This is a genomic window from Streptomyces sp. NPDC001709, from assembly GCF_053596375.1.
This window is the reverse complement of sequence record NZ_JBSFGB010000008.1, coordinates 79,398-105,859: the sequence shown is the minus strand read 5'-3', so window position 1 is coordinate 105,859 and position 26,462 is coordinate 79,398. Positions and strand designations below refer to the sequence as shown.

General features: G+C 71.8%; 26 protein-coding genes and 2 pseudogenes. 19 read left to right on the top strand and 9 right to left on the bottom strand.

All coding sequences use genetic code 11. From position 1 onward, the window contains the following. Positions 1-20 precede the first annotated feature (20 nt). Entirely contained in the window at positions 21-1,628 is a 1,608-nt protein-coding gene (locus ACWC0C_RS14815) for an alpha/beta hydrolase (protein WP_450864210.1), read from the bottom strand. A gap of 282 nt (positions 1,629-1,910) precedes the next feature. Here ACWC0C_RS14815 and ACWC0C_RS14810 point away from each other — a divergent pair, with 282 nt between their 5' ends. The 4 genes from ACWC0C_RS14810 (at position 1,911) to ACWC0C_RS14795 (ending at position 4,917) form a co-directional block, all read left to right on the top strand. Continuing rightward, positions 1,911-2,570 carry a chaplin gene (locus ACWC0C_RS14810; RefSeq protein WP_450864208.1) on the top strand — a complete coding sequence of 220 codons (660 nt, stop codon included), beginning with the start codon at positions 1,911-1,913 and terminating at the stop codon, positions 2,568-2,570. A gap of 95 nt (positions 2,571-2,665) precedes the next feature. Then, a complete protein-coding gene (locus ACWC0C_RS14805; RefSeq protein ID WP_450864206.1) occupies positions 2,666-2,920 on the top strand; it encodes a hypothetical protein in 255 nt (84 codons plus the stop codon). A gap of 112 nt (positions 2,921-3,032) precedes the next feature. Beyond that, positions 3,033-3,887 carry a GNAT family N-acetyltransferase gene (locus tag ACWC0C_RS14800; protein ID WP_450864205.1) on the top strand — a complete coding sequence of 285 codons (855 nt, stop codon included), beginning with the start codon at positions 3,033-3,035 and terminating at the stop codon, positions 3,885-3,887. 253 nt (positions 3,888-4,140) lie between these two features. Next, the gene (locus ACWC0C_RS14795) at positions 4,141-4,917 is read left to right on the top strand and encodes a GNAT family N-acetyltransferase (RefSeq protein WP_450864203.1); all 777 of its coding nucleotides are present in this window, start codon (positions 4,141-4,143) and stop codon (positions 4,915-4,917) included. Positions 4,918-4,924: 7 nt separating this feature from the next. On the opposite strand, the gene ACWC0C_RS14790 is transcribed toward ACWC0C_RS14795, so the two are convergent. Next, positions 4,925-5,188, bottom strand: a complete 264-nt coding sequence (locus tag ACWC0C_RS14790; protein ID WP_450864201.1) for a GlsB/YeaQ/YmgE family stress response membrane protein — start codon at positions 5,186-5,188, stop codon at positions 4,925-4,927. 213 nt (positions 5,189-5,401) lie between these two features. Here ACWC0C_RS14790 and ACWC0C_RS14785 point away from each other — a divergent pair, with 213 nt between their 5' ends. Beyond that, a complete protein-coding gene (locus ACWC0C_RS14785; protein WP_449197081.1) occupies positions 5,402-6,856 on the top strand; it encodes a hydrolase in 1,455 nt (484 codons plus the stop codon). A gap of 50 nt (positions 6,857-6,906) precedes the next feature. On the opposite strand, the gene ACWC0C_RS14780 is transcribed toward ACWC0C_RS14785, so the two are convergent. Both ACWC0C_RS14780 and ACWC0C_RS14775 read right to left on the bottom strand, forming a co-directional pair. After that, positions 6,907-9,630 (bottom strand): glycoside hydrolase family 2 protein, encoded by a 2,724-nt coding sequence (locus ACWC0C_RS14780; RefSeq protein WP_450864199.1) that lies wholly within the window; start codon positions 9,628-9,630, stop codon positions 6,907-6,909. Positions 9,631-9,737: 107 nt separating this feature from the next. Beyond that, positions 9,738-10,922: an ROK family protein gene (locus ACWC0C_RS14775; RefSeq protein WP_449197079.1), complete on the bottom strand. Its 1,185-nt coding sequence runs from the start codon at positions 10,920-10,922 to the stop codon at positions 9,738-9,740. A 117-nt stretch (positions 10,923-11,039) separates the two neighbouring features. Here ACWC0C_RS14775 and ACWC0C_RS14770 point away from each other — a divergent pair, with 117 nt between their 5' ends. After that, positions 11,040-12,491: an APC family permease gene (locus ACWC0C_RS14770; RefSeq protein WP_450864197.1), complete on the top strand. Its 1,452-nt coding sequence runs from the start codon at positions 11,040-11,042 to the stop codon at positions 12,489-12,491. Positions 12,492-12,757: 266 nt separating this feature from the next. After that, positions 12,758-13,525, top strand: coding sequence for an ArsR/SmtB family transcription factor (locus ACWC0C_RS14765; RefSeq protein ID WP_450864512.1), 768 nt, complete (start codon positions 12,758-12,760; stop codon positions 13,523-13,525). An 88-nt stretch (positions 13,526-13,613) separates the two neighbouring features. Here the strand turns inward: ACWC0C_RS14765 and ACWC0C_RS14760 are convergent, their stop codons facing one another. The 3 genes and pseudogenes from ACWC0C_RS14760 to ACWC0C_RS14750 all read right to left on the bottom strand — a co-directional run. Next, positions 13,614-14,048: an SPW repeat protein gene (locus tag ACWC0C_RS14760; protein WP_449197077.1), complete on the bottom strand. Its 435-nt coding sequence runs from the start codon at positions 14,046-14,048 to the stop codon at positions 13,614-13,616. A gap of 153 nt (positions 14,049-14,201) precedes the next feature. Then, on the bottom strand, positions 14,202-14,327 hold the full coding sequence (locus tag ACWC0C_RS14755; protein ID WP_450864195.1) for a hypothetical protein: 126 nt from the start codon (positions 14,325-14,327) through the stop codon (positions 14,202-14,204). A gap of 23 nt (positions 14,328-14,350) precedes the next feature. Further along, positions 14,351-14,485, bottom strand: a pseudogene (locus tag ACWC0C_RS14750) (LysR family transcriptional regulator); the annotation flags it as partial. Between the two features lie 101 nt (positions 14,486-14,586). Between ACWC0C_RS14750 and ACWC0C_RS14745 the strand changes: the two are divergent. The 4 genes from ACWC0C_RS14745 (at position 14,587) to ACWC0C_RS14730 (ending at position 17,429) form a co-directional block, all read left to right on the top strand. After that, complete coding sequence (locus ACWC0C_RS14745; protein WP_353693630.1) at positions 14,587-14,670, top strand: putative leader peptide; 84 nt, start codon at positions 14,587-14,589, stop codon at positions 14,668-14,670. A 318-nt stretch (positions 14,671-14,988) separates the two neighbouring features. After that, entirely contained in the window at positions 14,989-15,543 is a 555-nt protein-coding gene (gene ssuE / locus ACWC0C_RS14740; RefSeq protein WP_450864193.1) for an NADPH-dependent FMN reductase, read from the top strand. Positions 15,544-15,721: 178 nt separating this feature from the next. Further along, the gene (locus ACWC0C_RS14735) at positions 15,722-16,864 is read left to right on the top strand and encodes an LLM class flavin-dependent oxidoreductase (RefSeq protein WP_450864191.1); all 1,143 of its coding nucleotides are present in this window, start codon (positions 15,722-15,724) and stop codon (positions 16,862-16,864) included. A gap of 28 nt (positions 16,865-16,892) precedes the next feature. Next, on the top strand, positions 16,893-17,429 hold the full coding sequence (locus ACWC0C_RS14730; protein WP_449197074.1) for an HXXEE domain-containing protein: 537 nt from the start codon (positions 16,893-16,895) through the stop codon (positions 17,427-17,429). 135 nt (positions 17,430-17,564) lie between these two features. Here ACWC0C_RS14730 and ACWC0C_RS14725 read toward each other — a convergent pair whose 3' ends face one another. Beyond that, positions 17,565-18,602, bottom strand: coding sequence for an acyl-CoA dehydrogenase family protein (locus ACWC0C_RS14725; RefSeq protein WP_450864189.1), 1,038 nt, complete (start codon positions 18,600-18,602; stop codon positions 17,565-17,567). A 111-nt stretch (positions 18,603-18,713) separates the two neighbouring features. Here ACWC0C_RS14725 and ACWC0C_RS14720 point away from each other — a divergent pair, with 111 nt between their 5' ends. The 8 genes and pseudogenes from ACWC0C_RS14720 (at position 18,714) to ACWC0C_RS14685 (ending at position 25,956) form a co-directional block, all read left to right on the top strand. Continuing rightward, positions 18,714-19,064 (top strand): YciI family protein, encoded by a 351-nt coding sequence (locus tag ACWC0C_RS14720; protein WP_449197072.1) that lies wholly within the window; start codon positions 18,714-18,716, stop codon positions 19,062-19,064. Between the two features lie 22 nt (positions 19,065-19,086). Further along, entirely contained in the window at positions 19,087-20,319 is a 1,233-nt protein-coding gene (locus ACWC0C_RS14715) for an RNA polymerase sigma factor (RefSeq protein WP_450864187.1), read from the top strand. 147 nt (positions 20,320-20,466) lie between these two features. Then, complete coding sequence (locus ACWC0C_RS14710; RefSeq protein WP_450864185.1) at positions 20,467-21,789, top strand: aldehyde dehydrogenase family protein; 1,323 nt, start codon at positions 20,467-20,469, stop codon at positions 21,787-21,789. 627 nt (positions 21,790-22,416) lie between these two features. Then, a pseudogene (locus tag ACWC0C_RS14705) lies at positions 22,417-22,815 on the top strand (aldo/keto reductase); the annotation flags it as partial. Between the two features lie 193 nt (positions 22,816-23,008). Beyond that, entirely contained in the window at positions 23,009-23,389 is a 381-nt protein-coding gene (locus tag ACWC0C_RS14700) for a BlaI/MecI/CopY family transcriptional regulator (RefSeq protein ID WP_449197069.1), read from the top strand. Continuing rightward, complete coding sequence (locus ACWC0C_RS14695) at positions 23,386-24,321, top strand: M48 family metalloprotease (RefSeq protein ID WP_450864182.1); 936 nt, start codon at positions 23,386-23,388, stop codon at positions 24,319-24,321. The genes ACWC0C_RS14700 and ACWC0C_RS14695 overlap by 4 nt, the downstream gene beginning before the upstream one ends. A gap of 118 nt (positions 24,322-24,439) precedes the next feature. Further along, positions 24,440-24,841 carry a VOC family protein gene (locus ACWC0C_RS14690; protein ID WP_450864180.1) on the top strand — a complete coding sequence of 134 codons (402 nt, stop codon included), beginning with the start codon at positions 24,440-24,442 and terminating at the stop codon, positions 24,839-24,841. Positions 24,842-24,876: 35 nt separating this feature from the next. Beyond that, positions 24,877-25,956 carry an adenosine deaminase gene (locus ACWC0C_RS14685; protein WP_449197066.1) on the top strand — a complete coding sequence of 360 codons (1,080 nt, stop codon included), beginning with the start codon at positions 24,877-24,879 and terminating at the stop codon, positions 25,954-25,956. Here ACWC0C_RS14685 and ACWC0C_RS14680 read toward each other — a convergent pair. Then, complete coding sequence (locus tag ACWC0C_RS14680) at positions 25,938-26,453, bottom strand: mycothiol transferase (RefSeq protein WP_450864179.1); 516 nt, start codon at positions 26,451-26,453, stop codon at positions 25,938-25,940. The genes ACWC0C_RS14685 and ACWC0C_RS14680 overlap by 19 nt on opposite strands. Between the last annotated feature and the right edge of the window lie 9 nt (positions 26,454-26,462).

Sequence of the window (26,462 nt, the reverse complement as noted above, 5' to 3'; positions counted from 1 at the left end):
CCCCGGTTGCGCCGTCGCTGTCATCCGTTCGTGGGGTTCAGGGTGCCGCTCCAGTCCTCGCCGTTCGCCGGGCAGGAGCTGCCGCTCGGCGGCAGGGAGCCGTAGAGCAGGAAGTCGTCGGTCTTCCGGTGCACGCACTTGGACGTGGTGTACCCGGTGTGGCCCTCACTCTTGTTGTCGAGCACCACGGCCGACGGGCCGAGCCGCGCGGCCGTCTCCACGGTCCACCGGTACGGCGTGGCCGGGTCGCCACGCGTGCCCACGAGCAGCATCTTCGCCGTGTGGACGTCCTTCACCCGGTCGCGGATGAAGTCGGTGCCCTTGGGCCAGCCGTAGCACATCAGGAACTGGGTGAGCCGGTAGCGGCCGAAGACCGGCGAGGCCTGCTCGTAGGCGGCCTGCAGGTTCTTGAGGTCCTTGGTGAGCTGGGCGGCGTCGGGCCGGTCGGGGTCGTCGGCGCAGTCGATCGCCATCAGCGCGGCCGTCAGGTTGTCCGCCGGGACGTCCTGCGGATCGACCAGAGCGCCGTTCTTGCGCTGCCCGCCACCGGGCACCGCGGCGCCCCCGGTCGCGAAGTTCAGCACGCCCCGCGTGTCACCGTCCTGGACCAGCGAGGCCAGGGCGCGCTCCAGCGACGGCCACAACTGCTTGCTGTAGAGGGCCTGCCCGATGGCGCCCACCAGGTCCTGCCCGGTGAACGTGCCGCCGAAGTCCGTCGGGGCCGGGTTCTCGTCGAGCGAGTGCACCAGCCGGACCACCTGGTTCCCGGCCGCACGCCGGTCCTGGCCGAACGGACAGGCGACGTCCGTCGTACACCAGTCCAGGAAATCGTCCAGCGCGGTCTGCTGCCCCTCGGCGCCGGCCACCCCCTGCTCGGACAGCGGCTCGGTCAGGGTGTCCACGCCGTCGAGGGCGATCCGGCCGACCTTGTGCGGGAACTGTGCCGCGTACACCGCGCCGAGCCGCGTCCCGTAGGAGAAACCGAGGTAGTTGAGCTTGTTGTCGCCGAGGGCCTGGCGGATGACGTCCAGGTCACGGGAGGCGTTCACGGTGCCGATGTGGGCCAGCACGGGGCCGGAGTGCCGGGCGCACTCGGCGGCGGCCTTCCGCAGCTGCGCGAGCAGTGCCTCGGGATGGCTGAGGTCGGCGTTGTCGGCCGTCGCGGCCGAGGCCTCGTCGCCGCCCTCGCCGCAGCTGACGGGGGAGGACCGGCCGACGCCGCGCGGGTCGAAGGTGACCACGTCGTAGCCGTTGGTGAGGTCCATGAACTCGGCACCGTCGGCGGCCAGTTCAGGGATCCCCGCAGCGCCTGGCCCGCCGAAGTTCAGCAGCACCGAGCCCTGCTTCTTCCCGGTGCCCTGGTAGCGGGCCAGGGCCACGTCGAGCGTGCCCGCGCGGGGCCGGGCGTAGTCGAGCGGGACGGTGACCTTCCCGCACTGGAGGTCCTTCGGCATGTCCGGGCCCTTGCAGGCGGCCCAGGTCACCTTCTGCCGGTAGAAGCGGGACAGGTCGGGCTGCGGCTGGTCGGCCGTGGCCGCGGGCAGCCGGGTACCGAGCAGCGCCAGGGCCAGGGCTCCGGTACCCGCGCAGCGCCGCACGACGGGCCGTGTGGACAGCTTGACCAGCATTGATCGCCTCCCGGGACGCCTGTCGCGGACCGGGGACGGCGCCCTTCGGATCACCATAAGCGGGCCCCGGACGGCCCGCCTCCGGGCGGGCGGGACGGCGTCCGGTGCCGTACCCTTCGCGCCCTCCATGCCTCTTGGCGATCATTGAGACGCTTTACATGCAGTTCGATAACACTGTCGCTCGACGGGGTGAAAGACCGATAAGCCATAACTCTGACGGTTCGCCTGCGTTTTATGAGATGCGGGTGAGCGCCCGCGACGAAGTCTGGAAGGCAGGAACCTATGAGACGGGCTACCCGTAACGGTGTGATCGCCGTCGTCGCCGCCTCCGGTGCGATGGCCGTGGCACTTCCGGTGTCCGCCGCCTTCGCGGCCGCCGGCGCCTCCGCCGACGGCTCCTCGGCCGGCTCGCCCGGGCTGATCTCCGGCAATGGCATCCAGCTCCCGGTGCACGTGCCGGTGAACGTGTGCGGCAACACCGTGAACGTCATCGGGCTGCTCAATCCGGCCGCCGGCAACGCGTGCACGAACCGGAGCGTCGGCAGGGCCGGTTCGTCGGCGTCCGGCGGGGCCTCGGCGCACGGTGCCGCGCAGGACTCGCCCGGCGTGCTCTCCGGCAACGGGGTCCAGCTCCCCGTCGACGTGCCGGTGAACGTCAGCGGCAACAGCGTCAACGTCGTCGGGGTGGGCAACCCGGCCGAGGGCAACCGATCGGTCAACGGCCCCGGCGGCCGGCCCCGCACCCATCACCCGCACGGCCCGGCCCCGAAGCACCCGGTGAAGCACCGTTCCCACACGCCACAGCCGACGGCGCAGTGGACGACCGCCGCGCTGGCCCACACCGGCATGGACATCACCGCCCCTGTCGTCGCCGGCAGCGCCGCCCTCCTCCTCACGGGCACGGCCCTCTACCGCCGCTTCCGCCCCGACGGCACCCGCTGACCCACCCCCCGCCGAAAGCCCCACCGGACGCCGGCCCGGTGGGGCCTCGTGCGGGCAGGACCAGTCGGTGCCGCACGGTGCAGTACGTTGATCCGGTGACGGACGGCATACGGGACCGATGGCGGACGCTGCCGCGCCGGGCACGCTGGACCGTCGTGGTGTACACGGGCGGATTCCTGGAGGGGACCTGCTTCCACCTCCTCTACCTGGTGGTGACGAAGGCGCCGAAGAGCGTGATGGGCAGCAGTCCCACGGGGCGCAGCACGCCCGCCGGATCCTCCTTCCCCCAGGTCCAGTTGACGTACCAGGTGGCGACCTCGCGACGCTGCGTCCCCTGTCGCGCGCCCTGACCGGTGGCCGGGCGGTGCCGGGTGCAACGGCTGATCTCCCCGTGGCGCGGCCCCCGTTGATCCGGAAGGATGCGGGACGGCAGTCCGGTCCCGACGGAGATGGAGCGCACCGATGACCCCTGCGGCCCCCCACGACCTCGTCTTCACCCAGGCCACCCTCGCCGACTGGCCGGTGATCGCCGGATGGGCGGCGGCGGAGGGCTGGAATCCCGGACTGTCCGACGGGCCCGCGTTCTTCGCGCAGGATCCCGAGGGGTTCTTCCTCGGCCGTATCGACGGGGAGCCGGTGTCGGCCATCTCCGTGGTGAACTACGGGCCGGACTACGCCTTCCTCGGCTGCTATCTCGTCCGCCCCGACCTGCGCGGCCACGGCCACGGCCTCACCACCTGGAAGACCGCCCTCGCCCACGCCGGCGACCGCACCGTGGGTCTGGACGGCGTCGTCGCCCAGCAGGACAACTACCGCCAGTCCGGGTTCGAACTCGCCTACCGCACCATCCGGTTCACGGGGACGGCTCCGCGCAGCGAGGCGCCCGCGGACGTCCGTCCGGCCGGGCCCGCCGACCTCGCCGCGATCACCGCCTACGACAGCGCCTGCTACCCCGCCGACCGTCCGCGCTTCCTCGCCGAGTGGCTCACCGGCCCCGGCCACCGGGCCTTCGTCCGCCACGACGGCACCCGCCTCACCGGCTACGGCGTGCTCCGCCCCGGCCACGACACCCTGCGCATCGGCCCCCTCTTCGCGGACACCGCCGACGACGCCCGCGCCCTGTTCGCCGCCCTCACGGCCGACATCGCCGGACGCGAGGTCGCCATCGACGTGCCCGAGCCGAACACGGCCGGCGTCGCACTCGCCGAAGCGGCCGGGTTCCGGGCCTCGTTCGAAACCGCCCGCATGTACACCGGCCCGGTACGCGAACACGCACAGCACCGTGTATTCGGGGTCACCACCCTGGAACTCGGCTGATCCTCGGGAGCGTGGCGCCGACGCGGCCGAATCGCACCCAGGCGCGCGCCGCCGCGCACATCGGGCAGTGCTTCGCCGGAGGTGCAGACGGTGGCCGCCGCGCGCAAAGCGCTCCGCGGGAGTACCGCGATGTGCCGCCGGGCGTCCGCGGCGCCGTCGTGGCTGATCGCGCAGTTCCCCGCGCCCCTTCGGGCGAGGCCGGTGAGCGCTAATGCCGTTGCCCGGATCGGGCCCGCATGGTCGGGTTGGGGGTATGGACCACTCGGCGGTGCTCGCCCTCTACGACCGTGACATGCGCGAGAACGCGACTCCCGACGGCCCGGGTGCCCGGATCGAACGGGCCGGCGCGGTGGTGCGCCAGGTCGCGGACGCGCAGGGCTGGAACGGCGTGCTCTGGTCGCATCTGGACCCGGCGAGCGCGGACGGGGCGATCCACGAGCAGATCGGCCGCTTCACCGGTCTCGGCCTCGACTTCGAGTGGAAGGTCTACGGCCACGACCGGCCCGAGGATCTCGGCGCCCGGCTCACCGCCGCCGGGTTCCGGGCCGAGCCCGAGGAGACGCTGCTGATCGGCGAGACCGACCGGATCGCCGTGGACGCCGAACTCCCCGGGGGCATCCGGCTCGTGCGGGCCACCGACCCGGCCGGGGTCGACCTGGTCGTGGACGTCCACGAGAAGGCCTTCGGCACCGAGGGCACCCGGCTGCGGCACCGGCTGCTCGCCCGACTGGCCACCGACCCCGGCACGGTCGTCGCCGTGGTCGCGCTCGCCGGCGACGAGCCCGTCAGCGCCGCCCGGATGGAGCTGGTGCCCGGCACCCCGTTCGCCGGGCTGTGGGGCGGCGGCACCGTCGAGGCCTGGCGGGGCCGGGGCGTCTATCGCGCCCTGGTCGCCCACCGGGCCCGCGTCGCCGCCGCCCACGGCCACCCCTATCTCCAGGTCGACGCCTCGCCCATGAGCCGTCCGATCCTGGAACGCCTCGGCTTCCACGCGCTGAGCACTACGACCCCTTATCTGTACGGGAGCTGACCCGACGTCAGCGGCGGACCCGGGCGCGGTCCAGTGCCGCGATGCCCACCGCGGCCAGGGCGATCTGGATGAACCACTCGATCCAGTCGGGCCCCTTGGTGTCCGCGACCCCGAACCCGGCGGCGAGGGCCGTGCCCAGCAGCGCGGCCACGATGCCGACGACGATGGTCCACAGGATGCCGATGTGCTGTCGTCCGGGGACGACCAGGCGCCCCAGGACGCCGATGATGAGCCCGATGAAGATGGCACTGATGATGCCCGAGATATGCATGTCCACCCCTTTTTGTCGTGCCTCCCGCTCAACCATCTGCCCGCTGTAAGCGGAGCCAGTCCGCACCGCTTGTTGCCACGCCTCTCTGTTCACCGGACCTTCATGCCATGTACCTTTCAACCAATCGACGCGTGTAGAACCCTCAAGCGGGCTCTACGCGCGCAGACTTGGCGCCCGCACCGCCTCTCCCCACCCCTCATGGAGGTTCGCCGGATGCTCGGATCCAGGAGATCCCGTCACAGACTCACCACCGCCCTGGCCGGTTTCGGGCTGCTCCTCACCGGAGCCGCCGTCCAGGTCGGCAGTGGCACCGCCGCCCACGCGGCGACCACGCACCGCATCCTGTTCGACAACGCCCACGCCGAGACGGCCGGGAACGCCGACTGGATCATCTCCACCAGCCAGCCCGACCCGCTCGGCCAGGACTCCTCCCCGTCCGCCGAGACCGACTGGACGGGCGCCCTGTCCTCCTGGGGCGTGGCGCTGCAGAAGACCGGCGACTACAGCCTGAAGACGCTGCCGTCGGGCTCCAGCCTCAGCTACGGCGGCTCGTCGTCGACCGACCTGTCGAACTTCGACACACTGGTCCTGCCGGAACCCAACACGCTGTTCACGAGCGCCGAGAAGACGGCGATCATGAACTTCGTGAAGAACGGCGGCGGTCTGTTCATGATCTCCGACCACACCGGAGCCGACCGCAACAACGACGGCTACGACGCGGTCCAGATCCTGAACGACCTGATGACGAACAACAGCGTCGACTCCACCGACCCGTTCGGCTTCTCCATCGACTCGCTGAACATCGGCTCCGACCACCCGGCGGCGATCAGCGACAGCACCGACCCGGTACTGCACGGCTCCTTCGGCACCGTCACCAAGAGCCTCATCGCCAACGGCACCACCGCCACCCTCAAGCCCGCCGACAACTCGTCCGTCAAGGGCCTGCTGTACCGCACCGGTTACTCCGGGAACACCGGCGCGTTCTTCCTGACCAGCACCTTCGGTAGCGGCCGCGTCGCCTTCTGGGGCGACAGCTCCCCGATCGACGACGGCACCGGTCAGGCCGGCAACACCCTCTACGACGGCTGGAACGACTCCAGCGCCACCGACGCCGCCCTCGCCCTCAACGCGACCGCCTGGCTGGCAGGTTCGGGTACCAGCGGCGGCGGCGGAGGAGGAGGCGGCACCGGCACCTGCACCGCCGCCCAGCTCCTCGGCAACAACGGCTTCGAATCCGGCAACAGCACCTGGAGCGCGTCCAGCGGGGTCATCACCAACTCGACCGGCGAGTCGGCTCGTTCGGGCTCGTACTACGCCTGGCTCGACGGCTACGGCACCGCCACCACCGACACCCTGTCCCAGGCGGTGACCATCCCGTCCGGCTGCTCGACGGCGACGCTCAGCTTCTATCTGCACGTCGACACGGCCGAGACCTCGACCAGCACGGCCTACGACACCCTCAAGGTGCAGGTGCTGGGCAGCTCGGGCACGGTCCTGGGCACCCTGGCCACCTACTCGAACCTCAACGCGGCCTCCGGCTACACCCAGCGCAGCTTCAATCTCAGCGGCTACGCCGGGCAGACCGTCACGCTGAAGTTCACCGGTACCGAGGGCTCCCAGTACCAGACGTCGTTCGTCGTGGACGACACCGCGCTCAACGTCGCCTGACGAACCGGGGTGAACCGGGGCCCGGCCTTGTGCCGGGCCCCACGCACGGCTCAGGCCGCCGGCACCGTCCGCTCCGGCGTGTTCCAGCCGGAGACCCGCACACCCGGCGCCGAGCCGTGCAGATCGGCCGTCCGGTAGGTCGCGGTCAGCGTCACCGACTCGCCCGGCCACAGGCTCACCTCGTTGTCCGACCAGCGCACCGGCAGCACCGGCTTCCCCCGTGCGTCCACGAGGTGGACGTCCGCCAGCAGCGCCGGGGTCCGCCCGCCCCCGGTGGTGCGCAGGGTGACCGTCGTGGTCGACGTGCCGTCCGACGACTGCGTGGCCGCCGTCGCCGACACCGGAACCCGTGCCATCGAGGCGAGCCCCTTGAGATCGGCGTAGCTGGTCGTCGGCGTGTAGTACCAGGTGGTCCCGGACCAGTCGAGCGTGTCGGGCCGGGTGGAGAGCCAGTACACGTTCCGGCTCACCTCCTTGCCGTCCGCGTCCGTCAGCACCAGGCGGAGCAGATGGGTGGCCGACAGTCCGCTCACCGCGGACGGCAGGGTGAGGGCCGTGGCGTGCGCCCCGTCGCCGCTCACCGCCAGCCCGGTCACGGTCTTGTCGTACCTCTGTGTGCCGTCGGGGTTGAACAGCGTGGCCCGTGCGGTGAGTCCGGTCGCGGAGGCGTCCCGGTGGTTGACGACGACCACGGAGCGGTCGTCGTACGAGTACTGGACGTGCAGTGGTTCGTTCGCCTTCTTCGCGCCGAAGTAGGCACCGCCCTGGTCGAGGTATCGGTCCGTCAGCTGCCAGTGCAGGGACGTCCAGCCGCTGTTGAACATCCAGTGGATCACCCCGGTCGAGGGTTTCGACGCGTCCGTGGCGTTGCGGTCGTAGGCCTCGAACTGGGCGCGGACGTTCTCGTACTGGGCCAGCTGCGCCTTGCGTACATAGTCGGTGAGGCTGGTGGGGGCGCCGTAGCGGCCGGTGAGGGCGGCGTCGTAGATCTTGAGTGTGCCGAAGACCGAGGACGGCGAGCGGTGGTACTGCCTGGCCGCCGGGTCCGTCCAGAGGGTGTCCAGTTCCGCCGGGGTCAGCATGCGGCGCAGGGTGTCGAGGGTGGGGATGCTCGGGCCCGCGCTGGTCTCGGAGTTGAAGCCGGTGGCCCCGCCCTCGCGTTTGGCGTACCAGTAGCCGGGCGGCACCCAGTCGTACGGGCCGGTCATCTTCATGCCCGAACGGCCCAGCCGTGGCGAGGACTTGTCCGAGGCGGCGGAGACCACCGGAGCCTGCCAGTCGGCGGCCTCCAGGGCGTCCAGATAGGTCTTCTCGATCTTCGCATCGGGCGCGAAGTCGCTGCCGATCAGGAAGGAGATCACGCTCGGGTGGTCCCGCAGCCGGGCTGCCTCGGCGGCCATGGACGCGCCGGCCACCGGATAGTCGGCGTCCGTCCACGGCTCGCCGGGCTCGTCGGCGCCGTTGACGTTGCCCTCCCACTTGTCGCAGCACTCCCAGCCGGGCAGCGTGAGGATGCCGTACCGGTCGGCCAGGTCGAAGAACTCGTCCGGCTCCAGGTGCCCTTCCAGGCGGATCGTGTTCAGGCCGAGGTCGACGGCGTACTTCAGCCGGTCCTCGACGTAACGGCCGTCCCAGCGCAGGAACTCGTCCGGGGACCAGCCACCGCCCTTGATCAGCAGCTTGCGGCCGTTGATCCGGTACTGGCGTGCGCTGTCCGGGCCGAGGGGTGCCTGGACGTCGCGGATGCCGAAGGTCTCGTGCGCGGTGTCGGACGTCGCAGCGGCGACCGACGCGGTGAGATCGAGGCCGTAGAGCGGCTGCCCGCCCATCCCGGCCGGCCACCACACCTTCGGCGAGGCCAGGCGCAGGCCCGGGGTGGCGGCGGGGGAGAAGGTGACGGTCTTCGTCTCGTGGGCGGCGAGTGTGACCTGCCGGGTGAAGCTCGTCTCACCGATGCGTCCGGTGACCTCGGCGGTGACCGCGCTGTCCGTGTCGTTGCGGGCCTGCGCGTTCACCGTCAGGTCGGCGGAAGCGAGCGAGGGCACCGCGAGCTTGGTGATGACATGCGCGTCGCGCAGCGCCACCGGGCCGCCCCTGCGCACCAGGACGTCCCGGACGATGCCCATGTTCCGGTCGGGCGGCGGCTGGAGCCAGTCGATCCACCCCATGGTGAGGTCCTTGCCCGGATCATTGGGCCGGACACGGAAGGCGACCGAGTTGGTGCCGGACCTGACCAGCGAGGTGATGTCCAGCTCGTGGTGCGTATAGGCGCCGGTGACATCCGCGGCCTGCGCCACCTGACGGCCGTTCACAAAGACGTCGGCCGCCGAGATCACCCCGCTGAAGTCGAGGTAGGTCCGCCGCGTGGTGTCCTCGACGGTGAAGTCGGAGCGGTACCACCAGGGGACCTGGAAGTCGGCCGCCGGGATCTTCCGCTGGTTGGTGGAGAAGAACGGGTCGGCGTACCGGCCGTCGGCGAGCAGCGCGGCCAGGACAGTCGAGCGGGGGCCCGCCGGATACCAGCCCCGCGCCGGATAGCCGGGGGAGGAGACGTCCGCCGGTGAGTCGCTCTCCTTCGCGGAGGACTGGATGGCGTAACCGTCGAGCGCGGTACCGGTTCCGGCCGCGGAGGGCACATGGGTGGTCGGGGTGTTCCCCTGTGGCGGGGCCGGATGCCGGGCGCCGGCCCAGGCGCCACTGGTCAGCGAGCCGAGCAGGCCGAGGACCAGCGCGGCGACGGCGCACCGGCGTCCCAGGGCGGGGCGAGGGGGCATGGCAGAGCTCCGGACTTGTAAAGTTAGGAAACTTTACTAACCCGCTTCAAGCTAGGCCGCCGCAAAGACCGTGTCAATGACCGCAGCCGCCCGTGTCCTGCGCCCCGTCAGTTTCCGGCCGCCCTGCGCTCGAACACCACGTCCCGGGCCGTGTCCAGCGCCGTCGCCACCGCGCCGAGCAGGACCGCGTCCTCGCCGAGCCGGCTCGGCGCGATCCGCGGGCGCAGCGGGGTGAGGGCGCGTACGTGCTCCTGGACGGGCCGTAGCAGCAGGTCGACGCTGTGGCCGAGGCCGCCGCCGAGCACCACCAGGTCCGGGTCGAGCACCGCGGCGGCCGCCGCCACGGTGTGCGCGATCCGCTCGCCCTCCAGCTCCACCGCCCGCAGTGCGGCCGCGTTGCCCTGCCGGGCCGCGTCGAAGACCGCCTTCGCCGTCAGCTGCCCGCTCATCCCGAACTCCCGGGCGGCCTCCACGACGGCGACCCCGGACACCGCGTCCTCCAGCCGCTCCGGCTTCTGCCGCCCCGGCCAGGGCAGGAACCCGATCTCGCCGGCCAGCCCGTGCGCCCCCGTGAACAGCCGCCCCTCGCTGACGACGCCCATGCCGAGGCCCGTGCCGATCAGGATGTACGCGAACAGCCGGCTGCCGGTGCCGACGCCGTAGGTGTACTCGCCGAGCGCGGCGAGATTGGCGTCGTTGTGCACCTCCAGCGGTACGCCCAACTCCTCGCGCATCCGGTCGACGAGCCCCGCGCGCCCCCAGCCCGGCAGATGCATCGCGTACCGCACCCGCCGCCGCTTCTCGTCGTAGACGCCCGGCGTGCCGACCACCCCGTGCACCACCTCGGCCGGGTCGACGCCCGAGCCCGCGATCACCTGGCGCGCGGTGCTCACGACCAGGTCGGCCAGCGCGGCGGAGGCGCGGGCCCGGTTGCGTACGTCGGCCCGGGCGACGACCGTGCCGTCCAGGTCGACCACTGCCACCCGTAGCCAGCCGCGCCCGATGTCCACGCCGAGCGCGTACCCGGCGGCCGGGTCGGGGGCGTAGAGCACCGCGGTGCGCCCGCGCTCCGGGGCCTGGGTGCCGACCTCGTGCACCAGGCCGGCCGTCTCCAGGGAGGCCAGCGCGCTGGAGACCGTCGGCTTGGACAGGCCGGTGTCCCGGGCCAGTTGGGCGCGCGACGCGGCGCCGAGGGTGCGCAGCCGGTCCAGCAGCAGCCGCTCGTTGGTGCTGCGCAGCCGCCGGCGGCTCCAGGGCTGCTCCTGCTGCTCTTCGACGTCGGTGACGGCCATCGGACCATTCTCGTGTATGCGGGGCGCATACTTGACGCCTCTAGTAAGGCTCCTTAACTTTATCGGCCAGTCAGCCCGCCGGGCGCCGTCGAAGCGCCCGTGGCGTCAGGAGTCCCCATGTCCGGTAGTCCGCCGCCCCAGGGTGGTTTCGTCCGCCGTGTCGGCCTGTTCCAGGCCACGGCCATCAACATGAGCCAGATGTGCGGCATCGGCCCGTTCGTCACGATCCCGCTGATGGTCACCGCGTTCGGCGGTCCGCAGGCGGTCATCGGCTTCGTCGCGGGCGCCGTCCTCGCGCTCTGCGACGGGCTGGTCTGGGCCGAGCTGGGCGCCTCGATGCCCGGCTCCGGCGGCAGTTACGTCTATCTGCGCCAGGCCTTCCAGTACCGCACGGGCCGGCTGATGCCGTTCCTGTTCGTGTGGACGGCGATGCTCTTCATCCCGCTGATCATGTCCACCGGCGTGGTCGGCTTCGTGCAGTACCTGGGCTATCTGGCCCCGGATCTCGGGCAGACCACCGGCGATCTGACAGGCCTCGGCATCATCGCCCTGGTCGTGATCCTGCTCTGGCGCGGCATCGAGCACATCGCCCGGATCACCGCCGTGATGTGGACCGTGATGATCGCCTCGGTGCTCCTGGTGATCGTCGCCGCGGCCACCGACTTCAGTCCGCATCTGGCCTTCACCTACCCGGCGGGCGCCTTCGACCTGACGAGCAACGGCTTCTGGCTCGGCTTCGCCGCGGGCCTGACCATCGGCATCTACGACTACCTCGGCTACAACACCACCGCCTACATGGGTGCCGAGATCAAGGACCCCGGCCGTACGCTCCCGCGCTCGATCCTCTTCTCCATCCTCGGCATCATGGCGATCTACCTGCTGCTCCAGATCGGCACCCTCGGTGTCATCGACTGGCGGCGGATGACCGACCCGCACGACATCGCCTCCACCTCGGTCGCCTCGGCCGTGCTGGAGAAGACCTGGGGCAAGGGCGCCGCCGACACGGTGACCGTGCTGATCCTGATCACGGCCTTCGCCTCGGTCTTCACCGGCCTGCTCGGCGGCTCCCGCGTCCCCTACGACGCCGCCCGCGACCGCGTGTTCTTCCGCCCCTACGAGAGGCTGCACCCCAAGCACCGCTTCCCGGTGCTGGGCCTGGCGACGATGGGCGTGATCACCGCCGTCGGTTTCCTGATCGGCCGCCACACCGACCTCGCGACCCTGATCCAGTTGCTCACGACGGTCATGGTGATCGTGCAGGCGCTCGCCCAGATCGTGGCGCTGACCGTTGTGCGCAAGCGGCAGCCGACGCTGCGCCGTCCGTACCGGATGTGGCTCTATCCGCTGCCCGGCATCGTTGCGTTCATCGGCTGGTGCGTGATCTACGGCTACGCCGACAAGAGCTCCCCGGGCCGCCATCCCATCGAGTGGTCCCTGGCCTGGGTGGCCCTCGGCTGCGTGGCCTTCGTCGTCTGGGCACGGCTGGAGAAGGTGTGGCCGTTCGGGGCGAAGGAGATCACGGAGGAGTACCTGGCGGGCGCGGACCCCGACGTGGCACCCGTGGGATGACCAACGGGCCTGTGATCAGCTGGAGTTAGGGCAGTCTTCGCAAGCCTCCCCGGCCCGGACCTGAGTCCGCCGGGGAGGCTCGTCTTATGACCGCTCCACGGTGAGCCGGTCCTCGGTGCTCGCGGGGCGGACGGTGACATCGGGAAGGACGGTCTTCGGCCATAAGAGCCGCGAGTGGCGCGAGAGCGCCTTCCCTCGATCACCACATTGACATGCAAGTGATTACCTGCATAACGTAGAGTGTGCGATCAGAAGACGACACCCGCATGGACCGGGTCTTCAAGGCGCTCGCCGACGACACGCGCAGGCGCCTGCTGGACCGGCTCCACGAGAACAACGGCCAGACCCTGGGCGAGCTGTGCGAGCGCATCGCCATGACGCGCCAGTCGGTCACCCAGCACCTGGCCGTCCTGGAAGCCGCCAACCTGATCAGCACGGTGCGGCGGGGGCGGGAAAAGCTGCACTACCTCAACCCCGTGCCGCTCCACGAGATCCAGGAGCGGTGGATCGACAAGTTCGAGCGCCCGCGCCTGAGCGCGCTGGGCGCCCTGAAGCGACGAGCCGAGGAAGCCATGGCCGACAAGCCGAGTTTCGTGTACGTCACCTACATCGCGAGCACGCCCGAGAAGGTCTGGGAGGCGCTCACCGACGCCGACCTGACCGCCGCCTACTGGGGCCACCGCAACGAGTCCGACTGGCAGCCCGGCTCCCGCTGGGCGCACGTGCGCACCGACGGCTCCGGCATCGCCGACGTGGTCGGCAAGGTGGTGGAGAGCGAGCCGCCGACCCGGCTGGTCACCACCTGGGCCGCGCCCGACCAGGAGAACCAGGAGGACCGGCACTCCCGTGTCACCTTCGAGATCCGGCCGTACGAGAACATCGTCCGGCTGACCGTCGTCCACGAGGACCTCAACGACGAGGGCGAGCGCTCGGACGTGGCGGGGGGCTGGCCGGCCGTGCTGTCCAACCTCAAGTCGCTGCTGGAGACCGGCCGGACCCTGCCGCAGGAGCCCTGGCTGGTGCCGGGCCGCTGAGCGGACGAGCGGAGGGCCGGTCCGCCCGGGCGGACCGGCCTCACGTACTACCGGTTCTACGGTTCTTCCTTTCCTCGTGTCTCCTCTTCTACGGCCTGGGGGTGCTCTTCGCCGCCGTACCGGCACAGACGAGGCCGAGTACCAGCGCCAGTGCGCCGATGACGATGTTGTTGATGATCACTCCCTTGTCCGGGGCGCTGCCCACGACCCATGGGGCGATGATCATCCAGATGCCCATGGCGCACATGGCCCAGCTCAGGCCGTACATCCGCTCGGGGGCCCGGGTGAATCCCAGTGCCAGCAGGCCTATCGCTATGCCCAGAATCAGGTTGTGGGCCATGAGCGCGGGCTGGCTCGCCGTGTAGTGCACTATCCACGGAGATGCCGCGCAGTAGAGCCCGAGCAGAAAGACCGGGCCGTCCACGAGCGCCACATCACGACCGCCGAGCATGCGGGCGTAGCGTGCCCGCATTTCGGAGACATCGGGGTGGGTCGATAGGTCACCCCTGTGCAGGTTGGCCATGACTCGTCTCCTTTGACTTTGCAGGCCAGACCGCGTCTGGTGCGGTGTGCGGTTACCGCCGCATACTCCCAGTTTGCTCTTATTTTTTCTTTATGTGTAGACCTGTGCCGGTACCTGGACGTCAGCTGCTGTCGTCGCCGGCGCGCATCGCGATCAGCGGTACGCCGAGCAGGCCCTGGGCGCCGACCGCCGACCGCCGACCGCCGACAGCGAGGCGAGGGGGCTGTCCGGGCGCAGGCGCATCACCGGCAGCCGGTCCACCGCCTCCAGCACGCTCACGATGCGGCAGCAGCTCCCGGCCGGTTCAACGCGGACTGCGACAGACGCAGTTCGTCGGCGGCCCGGCGCGGTGAGCCGAGCCGGGTCACGGCCGCTCTGTATTCCAGCTGTTCGGTCCGCGCCGCCGCAGAATCCGGGGCAACAGGGGCCCGGTTCAAGGGTTTTCCAGTCACGCGTTCGCGAAATTCAATGGTCCGCGATGCGAGACCGGTCGGGTTTTCCTTGACGGTATTCATCTGCGGCTGTCACGATCAACGGCATGATGATGAGACTGGACCTCACGCGGCGACGCCATGTCGACCTCGCGCGTGTCTCCAGCGCCTCCTGTTGCGCCGCGGCCTGATCGCCCGACTCCTCTCCTTTCGGTCCGCCGCTCTCCGCTCCCCATCCGGCACCGCGCCCGAATTCACCGGCTCCTTTGCCGCGCGTGGAATTCGGCATGCTCGGAATCGTCACCGAGCAATTGCGCACCAGGAGTTCCGTATGACCGCGGCACTCGTGAGAACAACGGGTTCGAGGAGTGCATCACCGCCCTGCGCCGGATCCGGGGCGGCAACTCCAGCGCCGCCGCAGCGTCACGGAAGGGGAACCGGAGCCGGAGTCCCTCGCGGCCCGCGTCTGACCGCCGACAGCATCGTGCACTCCCAGAAACGAGGCACCCATGGCCACCGTCCTGTCCGTCTCCGGCAGCCCCTCCGCCTCCTCGCGCACAGGCCGGCTGCTGCGCCACCTGGACCAGCGGCTGATCGCCCAGGGCCACGAGGTGATCCCGCTGGACGTCCGCACCGTCCCGGCCGAGGCCCTGCTCGGCGCGGACTTCCGGCACCCGGCCATCGCCCGGGCCGCCGAGCTGTTCGCCCGTGCCGACGGCGTCGTGATCGGCACACCCATCTACAAGGCGTCGTACTCCGGCGTGCTGAAGGCACTCCTGGACCTGCTCCCGCAGTACGCGCTCACCGGCAAGACCGTGCTGCCGCTGGCCACAGGGGGTTCCACCGCGCATGTCCTCGCCATCGACTACGCGCTGCGCCCGGTGCTGAACTCCATGGGCGCCGCCCACATCGTGCAGGGCTGGTTCACCCTGGACAAGGACATCACCGTACGGGAGGACGGCTCGCTGAGCGTCGCGCCGACCACCGCCGAGGCGCTCGGTCACGTGGTGGACCAGTTCTCCGCCGCTCTCGACCGCACCCCGGTGCTGGCGGCTGCGAGCTGACCGTCATAACCGGCCCGTACGCCGCCCGCAACACGAACGAGGCGCTTCGCGCCGCACCTTTTGGATTGCGCGCCCCGGCCCGCTGGAAGATCCAGCACTTCGGCCGGTATGTGCTGAACGGCACCCGGCCGCCCCGGCACGGCCTGCTCCAACGGACACCCGCGATCGGAGACCCCCCGTGTCCCTCACCTTCCACTGGTTCCTGCCCACCAACGGCGACAGCCGCCATGTCGTCGGCGGCGGCCACGGCACCCCGGCCACCGCCTCCGGCCGGGACAGGCCGCCCACGGTCGCCTACCTGAGCCAGATCGCCCGCGCCGCCGAGGACCTCGGCTTCGTGGGTGCGCTCACCCCGACCGGTGCCTGGTGCGAGGACGCGTGGCTGACCACCGCCATGGTCAGCCAGAACTCCGAGCGGCTGAAGTTCCTCGTCGCCTTCCGGCCCGGTTTCGTCTCGCCGACGCTCGCCGCGCAGATGGCGTCCACGTTCCAGCGGCAGACCGGCGGACGGCTGCTGCTCAACGTGGTCACCGGAGGCGAGAGCCATGAGCAGCGCGCCTACGGCGACTTCCTCGACAAGGACGCCCGGTACCGTCGTACCGGCGAATTCCTGCACATCGTGCGGCAGTTGTGGGACGGGAAGAGCGTCGACCTGCACGGCGAGCACCTGCGGGTCGAGGAGGCGAGGCTCAGCCGGGTGCCCGACCCGGTGCCCGAGGTGTACTTCGGCGGCTCCTCGCCCGCCGCCGGTGAGGTCGCGGCCCGGTACGCGGACGTGTATCTGACCTGGGGTGAGCCGCCCGCGCAGGTCGCCGAGAAGATCGCCTGGATCCGGAAGCTCGCCGCCGAGCACGGCCGCACCCTCCGCTTCGGGATCCGGCTGCACGTCATCACCCGCGACACCTCCGATCACGCCTGGGCGGAGGCGGACCGGCTGCTCGACGGCTTCGACCCGGCCACCGTACGGGCCGTCCAGGCGGGCCTCGCCCGCAGTGAGTCCGAGGGCCAGCAGCGCATGCTCGCCCTGCACGGTGGCAGCCGGGAGAGCCTGGAGATCCATCCCAACCTGTGGGCCGGTATCGGCCTGGTGCGCGGTGGTGCGGGCACCGCCCTCGTCGGCAGCCACGACGAGGTCGCCGAGCGGATCGAGGAGTACCACGCCCTCGGCATCGACGAGTTCGTCCTCTCCGGCTATCCGCATCTGGAGGAGGCGTACTGGTTCGGCGAGGGAGTGCTGCCCCGGCTCGCCGCGCAGGGACTGTGGACGCATCCCGACGGCAAGGCGACCGCTGCCACCGCCGAGGTGCCGTTCACCGGCTGACCAACCGGCCCTGGCAGACTGCCGGTTCATGACCCGAGAACCGAACGACGTCACCGCGGCCGTCACCTGGGGCCTGCTTGCCGCGTGGGCCGTGCACGACACCGAAGAGGTGGTCATGGTCCCGCGCTGGGTGCGCACCCATGTGCCCGAGCTGCGCAAGAGGTTCCCCCGGATGCCGGAGACGGTGTGGCGGCGGCTGGAGTCCGTGGACGCGCGGGAGTTCACCACCGCGGTCGCCGCGATGGCGGTGGTGCTGGCCGCCGCGGCCGCCGACGGCCACCGGACCGGGGGCCGGTCGGCCCTCTACCAGACGGCGCTCAACGCCTTCGGCCTGCACGGCCTGGTCCATCTGGCCCAGGCGGCCGGCATGCGCGGCTACACCCCGGGGTCCGCGACCACACCCCTGGTGGTCCTCCCCTTCACCGTGTGGGCCCGCGGCCGACTGCGCCGGTCAGGCGTCCTACGCCCCACCCGGCCCCGGCACCTTGCCCAGGGCCTAGCCTTCGCCGCGGCAGCCGCGGCCGGCACCCACGCACTGGCCCAGGGGATGCTGCGCCGACGCTGACGACAGGGGCCTGCCCGGGACACACGCAGCGCCTCAGGGCCCTTGTCTGAGTGCCTCGGCCTTGTCCCTACTCAGGCGCCGACGAGCCCTCAGCGCTCTTCGCCCGGTTGCCCGCGCGCCCTCAACGCCCTTCACTCAGGCGCCCCCCAGCGCCCGCAGATGCGCCTCCCGAGTCTCGGTCGTCTGCCCCTGGACGAGCAGGAACAGCGCCTCCCGGGCGAGGCGCTGGGCGCGGCTCGTCAGTGCCATCGACCGGCCGCCGCCGGCCACCACCGCCGCGGTGGTGGCCGTACGCAGCAGCTCGTACGCCTCCGCACGCACCGCCAGCCGCTCCGCGACCCGCTCCAGCGGCTCCGGATGATCGGCCAGGGCATAGGCCCGGCGGCGGATGTCGGCGAGCCGGGCCATGAGCGGGGCGGCCGTCCCCGCGTCCAGCAGGGACAGGGCGGCCTCCGCGACGCCGAACACCGCGGGGTTGGCGTTCAGCGTCCTGGCCCGGTCCCCGGGCGCCCACCGCTCGTACGGCATCCGCAGGGCCACCGCCTCCTCGGGCAGCCACAGCCCGGCCAGCTCCAGCGACACCGTGCGCGCGGCGGTGAGCGCCGCGAGGCGCATCGGCTCCGAGGCCCGCAGCCCCGGCTGGTCGCGCGCCTCAGCGAACGCGAACAGCACCTCGCCCGCGTCGGTCACCCCGGCGAGCAGCAGCACGTCGTTCAGGCCCCACCCGGTGTACCAGGGCACGGTCCCGTGGAAGCTCCAGCCGCCGCCCTCCCGGCGGACGCGCACCGGCACACGCGGATACGACCGCAGATGCGCGTACGCCACCCCGGACAGCAGCTCACCTCGCGACAACGGACCCAACAGCCGTGCGCGGACCGGGAGTTCGCTCTGGACCAGGGTCTGCACCGGGGTGTGGTGCTGGGTCTGCACGAACCACGTCGCACAGCACGCCCCGGCCAGGATCTCCGCGATCCGGCGGACCACGTCCGGCGGCGCGCCCGAGCCCCCGTAGGCGACCGGCGCGCTCGCCCCGAGCAGCCCCGACCTCTTCACCGCGTCGATGTGGCTCGACGGCACGCCCTCCTGGTCGACCCGCTCGGCTTCGGGGACGAGCAGCTCGGCGGCGAGCCGTCGGGCCCGGTCGAGGAGCGGATGCGTGGTGGTGGCTGTCATACAGAGATTCTTTCGAAGATTTCGCCCCGCGCCGTGTCGATCCGGGGGCCGGCCGTTCGTGTAGGAGGTGACAGGCACCCGAGAGATCCTTGAATGACCCAGGAGGACGTCATGAAGCACTACCTGCTCAGCGTGGTCCAGCCGGCCGGCGGCACCCCGCCCGCCCCCGACGAGCTCGCCGCGATCATGCGCGATGTCGAGGCCTTCAACGACGAGCTGCGCGCCGCCGGAGCGTGGGTGTTCGCCGGCGGCCTGCACGGCCCGGAGACCGCCACCGTGCTCCGCCCCAAGGACGGCGACGTCCTCATCACCGACGGCCCGTACGCCGAGGGCAAGGAGTACCTGGGCGGCCTCTGCCTGATCAGGGCCGCCGACCTCGACGAGGCGCTGGAGTGGGGCCGCAAGGCCGCCCTGGCGACCACGCTGCCCATCGAGGTGCGGCCGTTCGTCGACCAGCACTGACGGACGACGCCGACCAGCACCGATGAACGACACAGCCGGCATCGAGGCCGTCTTCCGCGCCGAGTACGGGCGCGCGGTCTCCGTCCTCGTCCGCTTCCTCGGCGACCTCGACCTCGCCGAGGAAGCGGTGCAGGACGCCTTCACCACGGCCGTACGCACCTGGCCGGAGGCCGGCGTGCCGCCGAGCCCGGCCGGCTGGATCATCACCACCGCCCGCAACCGCGCGATCGACCGGCTGCGCCGCGAGTCCTCCCGGGACGCACGGCACGCCGAGGCCACCCGGCTGTACGCGCCACACCTGCTCTCGCCCGACCCGCACACCACCGACGCACCGCCCGAGGAGGGCCCCGTGCGCGACGACCGGCTCCGCCTGATCTTCACCTGCTGCCACCCCGCGCTCGCCCTCCAGGCCCGGGTCGCCCTCACCCTCCGCCTGCTCGGCGGCCTGAGCACGGCCCAGATCGCCCGCGCCTTCCTGGTGCCGGAACCCACGCTCGCCCAGCGGCTGGTGCGGGCCAAGGCAAAGATCCGTGACGCGGGCATCCCGTACCGGATGCCCCGCGACGCCGACCTGCCCGAGCGGCTCGGCGGTGTCCTCGCCGTCGTCTACCTGATCTTCAACGAGGGCTACACCGGCGACCCCGCCCTGTGCGCGGAGGCGCTCCGCCTCGGCCGGCTGCTCGCCTCTCTGATGCCGGACGAACCCGAGGTCACCGGACTGCTCGCGCTGATGCTGCTGACCGAGGCGCGACGGCCGGCCCGTCAGGACGTCGGCGGCGGCCTCGTCCTGCTGTCCGAGCAGGACCGCACGCTCTGGGACCGCGCCCTGATCGCCGAGGGCCAGGACCTGGTCCGCCGCTGTCTGCGCCTGGGCCGGCCGGGGCCTTTCCAGATCCAGGCCGCGATCAACGCCGTACACAGCGACGCCCGGACCGCCGCGGCCACCGACTGGCACCAGATCCTGCGCCTGTACGACCTGCTCATGGCCGTGGCGCCGTCCCCGGTCGTCGCGCTGAACCGGGCGGTCGCCGTGGCCGAGACGGAGGGGCCCGCCAGGGCGCTCGACCTGGTCGACACCCTCGACCTCGACCGCTATCACGTGCTGCACGCCGTGCGCGCCGACCTCCTGCGGCGTCTGGGCCGTACCGCGGAGGCGGCGACGGAGTACGGCCTGGCCGCCGAACTGGCCGGGAGCGAGGCCGAGCGCGCCCACCTGGAGCGGCGCCGACGGGAGACCGGCCCCGCGACGACGTGAACCCGCGCCGGGACCGTCGTCACGCCCAAGTGACCCGCATCACCATGCGCCGCCGGAATCAACTTGAGGACATGAAAGGTTGGCAAATACATCCACCGAGACCTAGGCTCGGGCCGAACCTGCCCGTGCACCACCAGCGAGGCATCCGTGAACCTCCCCGTCATCGAGCAGCCCGCCGACATAGTGGCCCGGCTGCGCGCCACCTTCGCCACAGGCCGCACCAAGTCCGTCGAATGGCGCACCGGCCAGCTGCGCCGCCTGCGCGCGATGCTCACCGAGCGGGGCGCCGACCTCGCCGCCGCCCTCCACGCCGACCTCGGCAAGAGCAGCACCGAGGCCTACCGCACCGAGATCGACTTCACCATCCGCGAGATCGACCACACCCTCGACCACCTCGCGGACTGGCTGCGTCCGGAGCCCGCTCCGGTCCCGGCCCACCTCGGCGCCGACGCCACGGCCTGGACGCAGTACGACCCGCTCGGCGTCGTCCTCGTCATCGCCCCCTGGAACTACCCCGCCCAGCTGCTGCTCGCCCCGATGGTCGGCGCCCTCGCCTCCGGCAACGCGGTCGTCGCCAAGCCGAGTGAGCTGGCCCCGGCCACCTCGGCCGCGCTGGCCGAGCTGATCCCGGCGTACCTGGACACCGACGCGGTCGCCGTGGTCGAGGGCGGCATCCCGGAGACCACGGCCCTGCTGGCCGAGCGCTTCGACCACATCTTCTACACCGGCAACGGCGCCGTCGGCCGGATCGTGATGCGCGCCGCCGCCGAGCACCTCACCCCGGTCACGCTCGAACTGGGCGGCAAGTCCCCGGTGTTCGTGGACCGCGACGCCGACCTGGACGTGGTCGCGGACCGGCTCGCGCGCGGCAAGTTCCTCAACGCCGGCCAGACCTGTGTCGCCCCGGACTACGTCCTGACCGACCCGGAGACCGCCGCCGCCCTGGAGTCCGCGCTGGTCCGCGCGGTCGAGGCGCTGTTCGGCGCCGACCCGGCCGAATCGGCGGAGTACGGCCGGATCATCAACGAGCGGCACTTCGACCGGCTCTTCGGCCTCCTCGGCTCCGGCCGGGTCGCGGTCGGCGGCAAGACCGACAGGGACACCAAGTACATCGCGCCGACCGTCCTCGCGGACGTCGACCCCGCCTCGCCCGTCATGCAGGAGGAGATCTTCGGCCCCATCCTGCCCATCGTCACCGTGCCCGGCCTGGACGAGGCGATCGCGTTCATCAACGACCGCGACAAGCCGCTCGCCCTCTACGTCTTCACCGAGTCCGAGCAGACCCGTGCGCGCATAGCCACCGAGACCTCCTCCGGCGGCCTCGGCTACGGCCTGCCCCTCGCCCATCTCACCGTCTCCGACCTGCCGTTCGGCGGCGTGGGCGAGAGCGGCATGGGCAGCTACCACGGCCGCTACTCCATCGAGACCTTCAGCCACCGCAAGGCGGTCCTGGACAAGCCCCTCGGCTGATCCTCCACCGGCCGCCACTCACCGGCGCGCGGCGCAGTACGCCGCCGGGGCATCGCGGGGGTGGATTCCTGCGGTGGAGCCGCCGCTCGGGGGCAGCGAAGGCTGGGTGGGTCAGGCGTTCGAGGGCCTGTGTGACGCGGGCGGGCGGCGAGGCGTAGGTCCGGGGTCTTGGAGGACGCCGATCGCTGCGGGTCATCCGGGCGGGTGTGTGCCGGGCCGCCCTCGATGCCCGCCCGGCCGTCCCGTCCAGCCACACCGGCGCCGTGGACGCGCACGCCGTGGTGGAGGTACTGACCGTCGAGGGGTCGAGGAACTCGGGGAGCCCGCCGCAGGCCCCTGCCGCGTCTGTGGCGCCCGCCGAACCGGCCGAGGCGAACCCGCGGCTCGCTGCCGGGCTCCGTTCCCAGCGGCGCGACGTGCCGGGCGTGTCGGCTGCGGCGACCCTCTCCTCCGGCATCGGTCTCGCCCCGTACGGCCGGCAGGACGTGGGCGAACGCGCCCTGTGCGAAGTGCTCGCCCGCATTCCCCGGGCCGGTGTGCCGCCGTCGCGACCAGCCTGCCGCGCGCCGCCCGCGACGGTGTGCCGGCCGCGACCCGCTGCGGACCGCGCACCGACCCGTCGGCGGACGCAGGGCGCCCGCCGCCAGCCCCGAAGTCGGCACGCCCGCCGACCGCGCACGTTCGATCGCGGTACTGCGCCGGGCCGTGGAACTCGGCGTCAATCACATCGACAGGGCGGCCTTCTCCTTCTCCGCCACACGCTCCGCCAACGAACTGATCAACACCACCCTCGCCGAGAACCTGCGCCAGCTCGGCCGCGACCACCTCGACGTCGTCAACGGCCGCCGCCGGCAGCGGGATTCGATCGCCGAACTGCGCGTGGCCGTCCTGATCCGGCACCTGGGTACCTCCGGTGTCGAACCGCGCCACCTCGCCGAGGCCCTCGAGATCGCCCCGGTGGTGTGCGTACAGAACCGGTACGCCCTGGACCGTCCCGACCCCGTCGATGACGAGACGCTGCGCCTCACCGTCGACGAACTGGCCCGACGGGACGCCCTGTACACCGTCACCGGCTGACGCGCCCCGGCCGCCGCGTCTCCCGGACAGGCGGCCCTCCCATAATGGGGTGCGGGGAGCACAGTCGTACGAAGGCCGGGTTGACTACTATCGTGTAGACGGTCGCCCGGGCCGCAGACGAAGACGGGGTGAGGAACGTTCCATGACCGAGGCCAAGGACGAGCGCCGGCCGGCCGGTGAACTCGAATCGAGCGTCATGGCCGCACTCTGGGCCGCCGGCGGGTCCCAGACGCCCGGCCAGGTCCAGCGGAGCCTCGGCGCGGACCTGGCCCGTACGACGGTGACCACGATCCTCACCCGCCTGCACGACAAGGGCGTCGTCGAGCGGCACCGACAGGGCCGCGGCTACGCCTATTTCCCGGTCCGGGACGTCCAGGACGCCCACGGCCTCACCGCTCGCCGCATGCACAGCGAACTGGACCGGGACAGCGACCGCGAAACCGTCCTCGCCCGCTTCGTGGCCCAGCTCAGCCCCGACGACGAACGCATCCTGCGGGACCTGCTCGAATCCGACGAACGATGACCGCGCTGCTCCTGCTGCCCCTGCTGCTGCCGTTCGCCCTGCCGGCCCTGGCCCGCCGGGCCCTGAACCGGCTGGCCCCGGTCACCGCGCTGTGGGCGGTCACCGTCTGCGCGGTCGTCCTCGCCGGCTGCTCGCTGGCCGCGCTCGGCTCGTTCGTCCTCGTCGGGCTGTTGAAGGTCCCGCGCTTCGCCGCCCTCGGCGAGCTGATCCATCCGCTGCGCACCGCCTCGGACTTCGTCGTCCTGCCCGCCGCCGCGACCTCCGTCGGCGCCCTTGCCGTCTGCGGCTGGACCCTCGTCCGCTCGGTGCTGCACCAGACCCGCGCCTTCCGCGCGGCCCGCACCGAGGCCGGGCGCGGACCCGCGGCCGGTGATCTGTGCGTGGTGGACTCGCCCCGCCCGGACGCCTACGCCCTGCCCGGCCGCCCGCACCGCATCGTCGTGACCACCGCGATGCTCCGCAGCCTGGACGGCCCCGAGCGGGAGGCGCTGTTCGCCCACGAGCGGGCGCACAACGAAGGCGGCCATCACTACTTCCTCGCCGCCGCCGAACTCGCCGCCCACTGCCACCCCGCGCTGCGCTCCGTCCGCGAGACCATCCGGCTCGCCGCCGAGCGCGCCGCCGACGAGGCCGCCGCCGCCCGGGTCGGTGACCGGCGCCTGATCGCCCGGGCCATCGCCCGCGCCGCCCTCGCCGGACAGGCCGCCCGCTCAGCCGGCTCCGGGCGTCCCGACTTCGCGCCCGCGGCGACCACCGGGCCCGTCCCGCAGCGCGTCCAGGCCCTGCTCGCCGCTCCTCTCGTGCCCCGGGCCGGCCGTGCGATCGCCGGCCTCCTCATCGCCTGCACCGCCGTCTCCTGCGTGGCCTCGGCCGCGGGCATGGCCGACTTCCACCACCGGGTGGAGATCGCCCAGGGCGACGAGCGGCCCTGATCCACCGCCTCCGGCACATCAGGCGAAGCCGCATGGCGACGCGCGTAGAAACATGACTGGCGCCCACGAAGTTTTACGTATAACCTCACCCGCTAACCACCCTCACCGGAAGGTCCCGATGCGACGCGTCGCCCTGGTCACCCTCGTCGTCGACGACTACGACGAGGCCATCCGCTTCTACACCGAGGCCCTCGGCTTCCGGCTCGCCGAGGACACCCCGCGCCCCGACGGCTCCCGCTGGGTCGTGGTGGAGCCGGGCCCGGCGGACCGGGATCCGGGCGCCACAGGGCTGCTCCTCGCCCGCGCCAAGGACGAGGCCCAGCGCTCCCGCATCGGCGACCAGACCGGCGGACGCGTCGGGTTCTTCCTGCACACTGACGACTTCGCCCGCGACCACGCCCGGATGACCGCCGCCGGCGTGACCTTCCTGGAGGAGCCGCGCCACGAGCCGTACGGCACCGTCGCCGTCTTCCAGGACCTGTACGGCAACCGCTGGGACCTGCTCCAGCCCGCCGCCTGATCACTTCAGAACCACCTGCCGAGGAAAGCCCTGCCATGACCGCGCCCCGCATCGACACCGAGACCCTCCGCCGGCTCCCCAAGGCCGTGCTGCACGACCACCTCGACGGCGGCCTGCGCCCCGCCACCGTCGTCGAGCTCGCCGCGGAGGTCGGCCACACCCTGCCCACCACCGACCCCGACGAGCTGGCCGCCTGGTACTTCGAGGCCGCCAACTCCGGCGACCTGGTCCGCTACATAGCCACCTTCGAGCACACCCTCGCCGTCATGCAGACCCGCGAGGGCCTGCTGCGCACCGCCGAGGAGTACGTGCTGGACCTCGCCGCCGACGGTGTCGTCTACGCCGAGGTGCGCTACGCCCCCGAGCTGAACACGAACGGCGGGCTGTCGCTCAGCGAGGTCGTGGAGACCGTCCAGGAGGGCCTCGCCGCCGGTATGGCCAAGGCGGCCGCCGCGGGCACCCCGGTGCGCGTGGGCACCCTGCTGTGCGGCATGCGGATGTTCGACCGGGTCCGGGAGGCCGCCGACCTGGCCGTCGCCTACCGGGACGCCGGTGTCGTCGGCTTCGACATCGCCGGCGCCGAGGACGGCTTCCCGCCCGCCGACCACCTGGCCGCCTTCGAGCACCTGCGCCGCGAGAACGTGCCCTTCACCATCCACGCCGGCGAGGCCCACGGCCTGCCCAGCATCCACCAGGCCCTGCAGGTGTGCGGCGCCCAGCGCATCGGCCACGGCGTGCGGCTCACCGAGGACATCCCCGACCTCGCGGCCGGCAAGCTCGGCCGGCTCGCCTCCTGGGTGCGCGACCGCCGCATCGCCCTGGAGATGTGCCCCACCTCCAACCTGCAGACCGGCTGCGCCACCTCGATCGCCGAGCACCCCATCACCGCGCTGAAGGACCTCGGCTTCCGGGTCACCCTCAACACCGACAACCGTCTGGTGTCGGGCACGACGATGACCCGGGAGATGTCCCTGCTGGTCGAGGAGGCCGGCTGGACCGTCGAGGACCTGCGCACGGTCACGGTGAACGCCCTCAAGAGCGCCTTCATCCCGTTCGACGAGCGCAAGGCCCTCATCGAGGACGTCGTCCTGCCGGGTTACGCGGCCGCGCTCTGAAGCAGCCCCCTGAGATAGGCGGCCTGTCCGACGTGCTGGAGGTCGTCGGACAGGACGCTCACCAGGCGCACGCCCAGGCTGACCGGGGGATCCCAGCGCTCGTCCACGATCCGCTCCAGATCCTTGCCGGCGAGCGCGCGCAGGGCGCCGAGCGTCTGCTCGTGCACGGCGTCGTAGTACCCGGTCAGCAGGTCGGCGGACTCGACCTTCACCTTCGCGACCTTCGCGGGGCTGTGCCCGTAGCCGGTGTCGTGGCGGGGCAGGTCGAGACCGAAGCGCTTCTCCCAGTCCTGGGCGAGCCAGACCTGCTCGAGGTCGAAGGCGTCGGCGATGTGGTCGTCCTGCACCCGGGTGAGGTGCCAGACGAGCCAGGCGATGGAGTTGGCGTCGGGGGCCGGGCGGTGGTGCAGTTCGTCCGGTCCGAGGCCGTCGAGGGCGGCGTGGACTTCTTCCTGGATGCGGCCGTAGCCGTCGATGAGGATGTCCTTTGCATGCATACCGTCCAC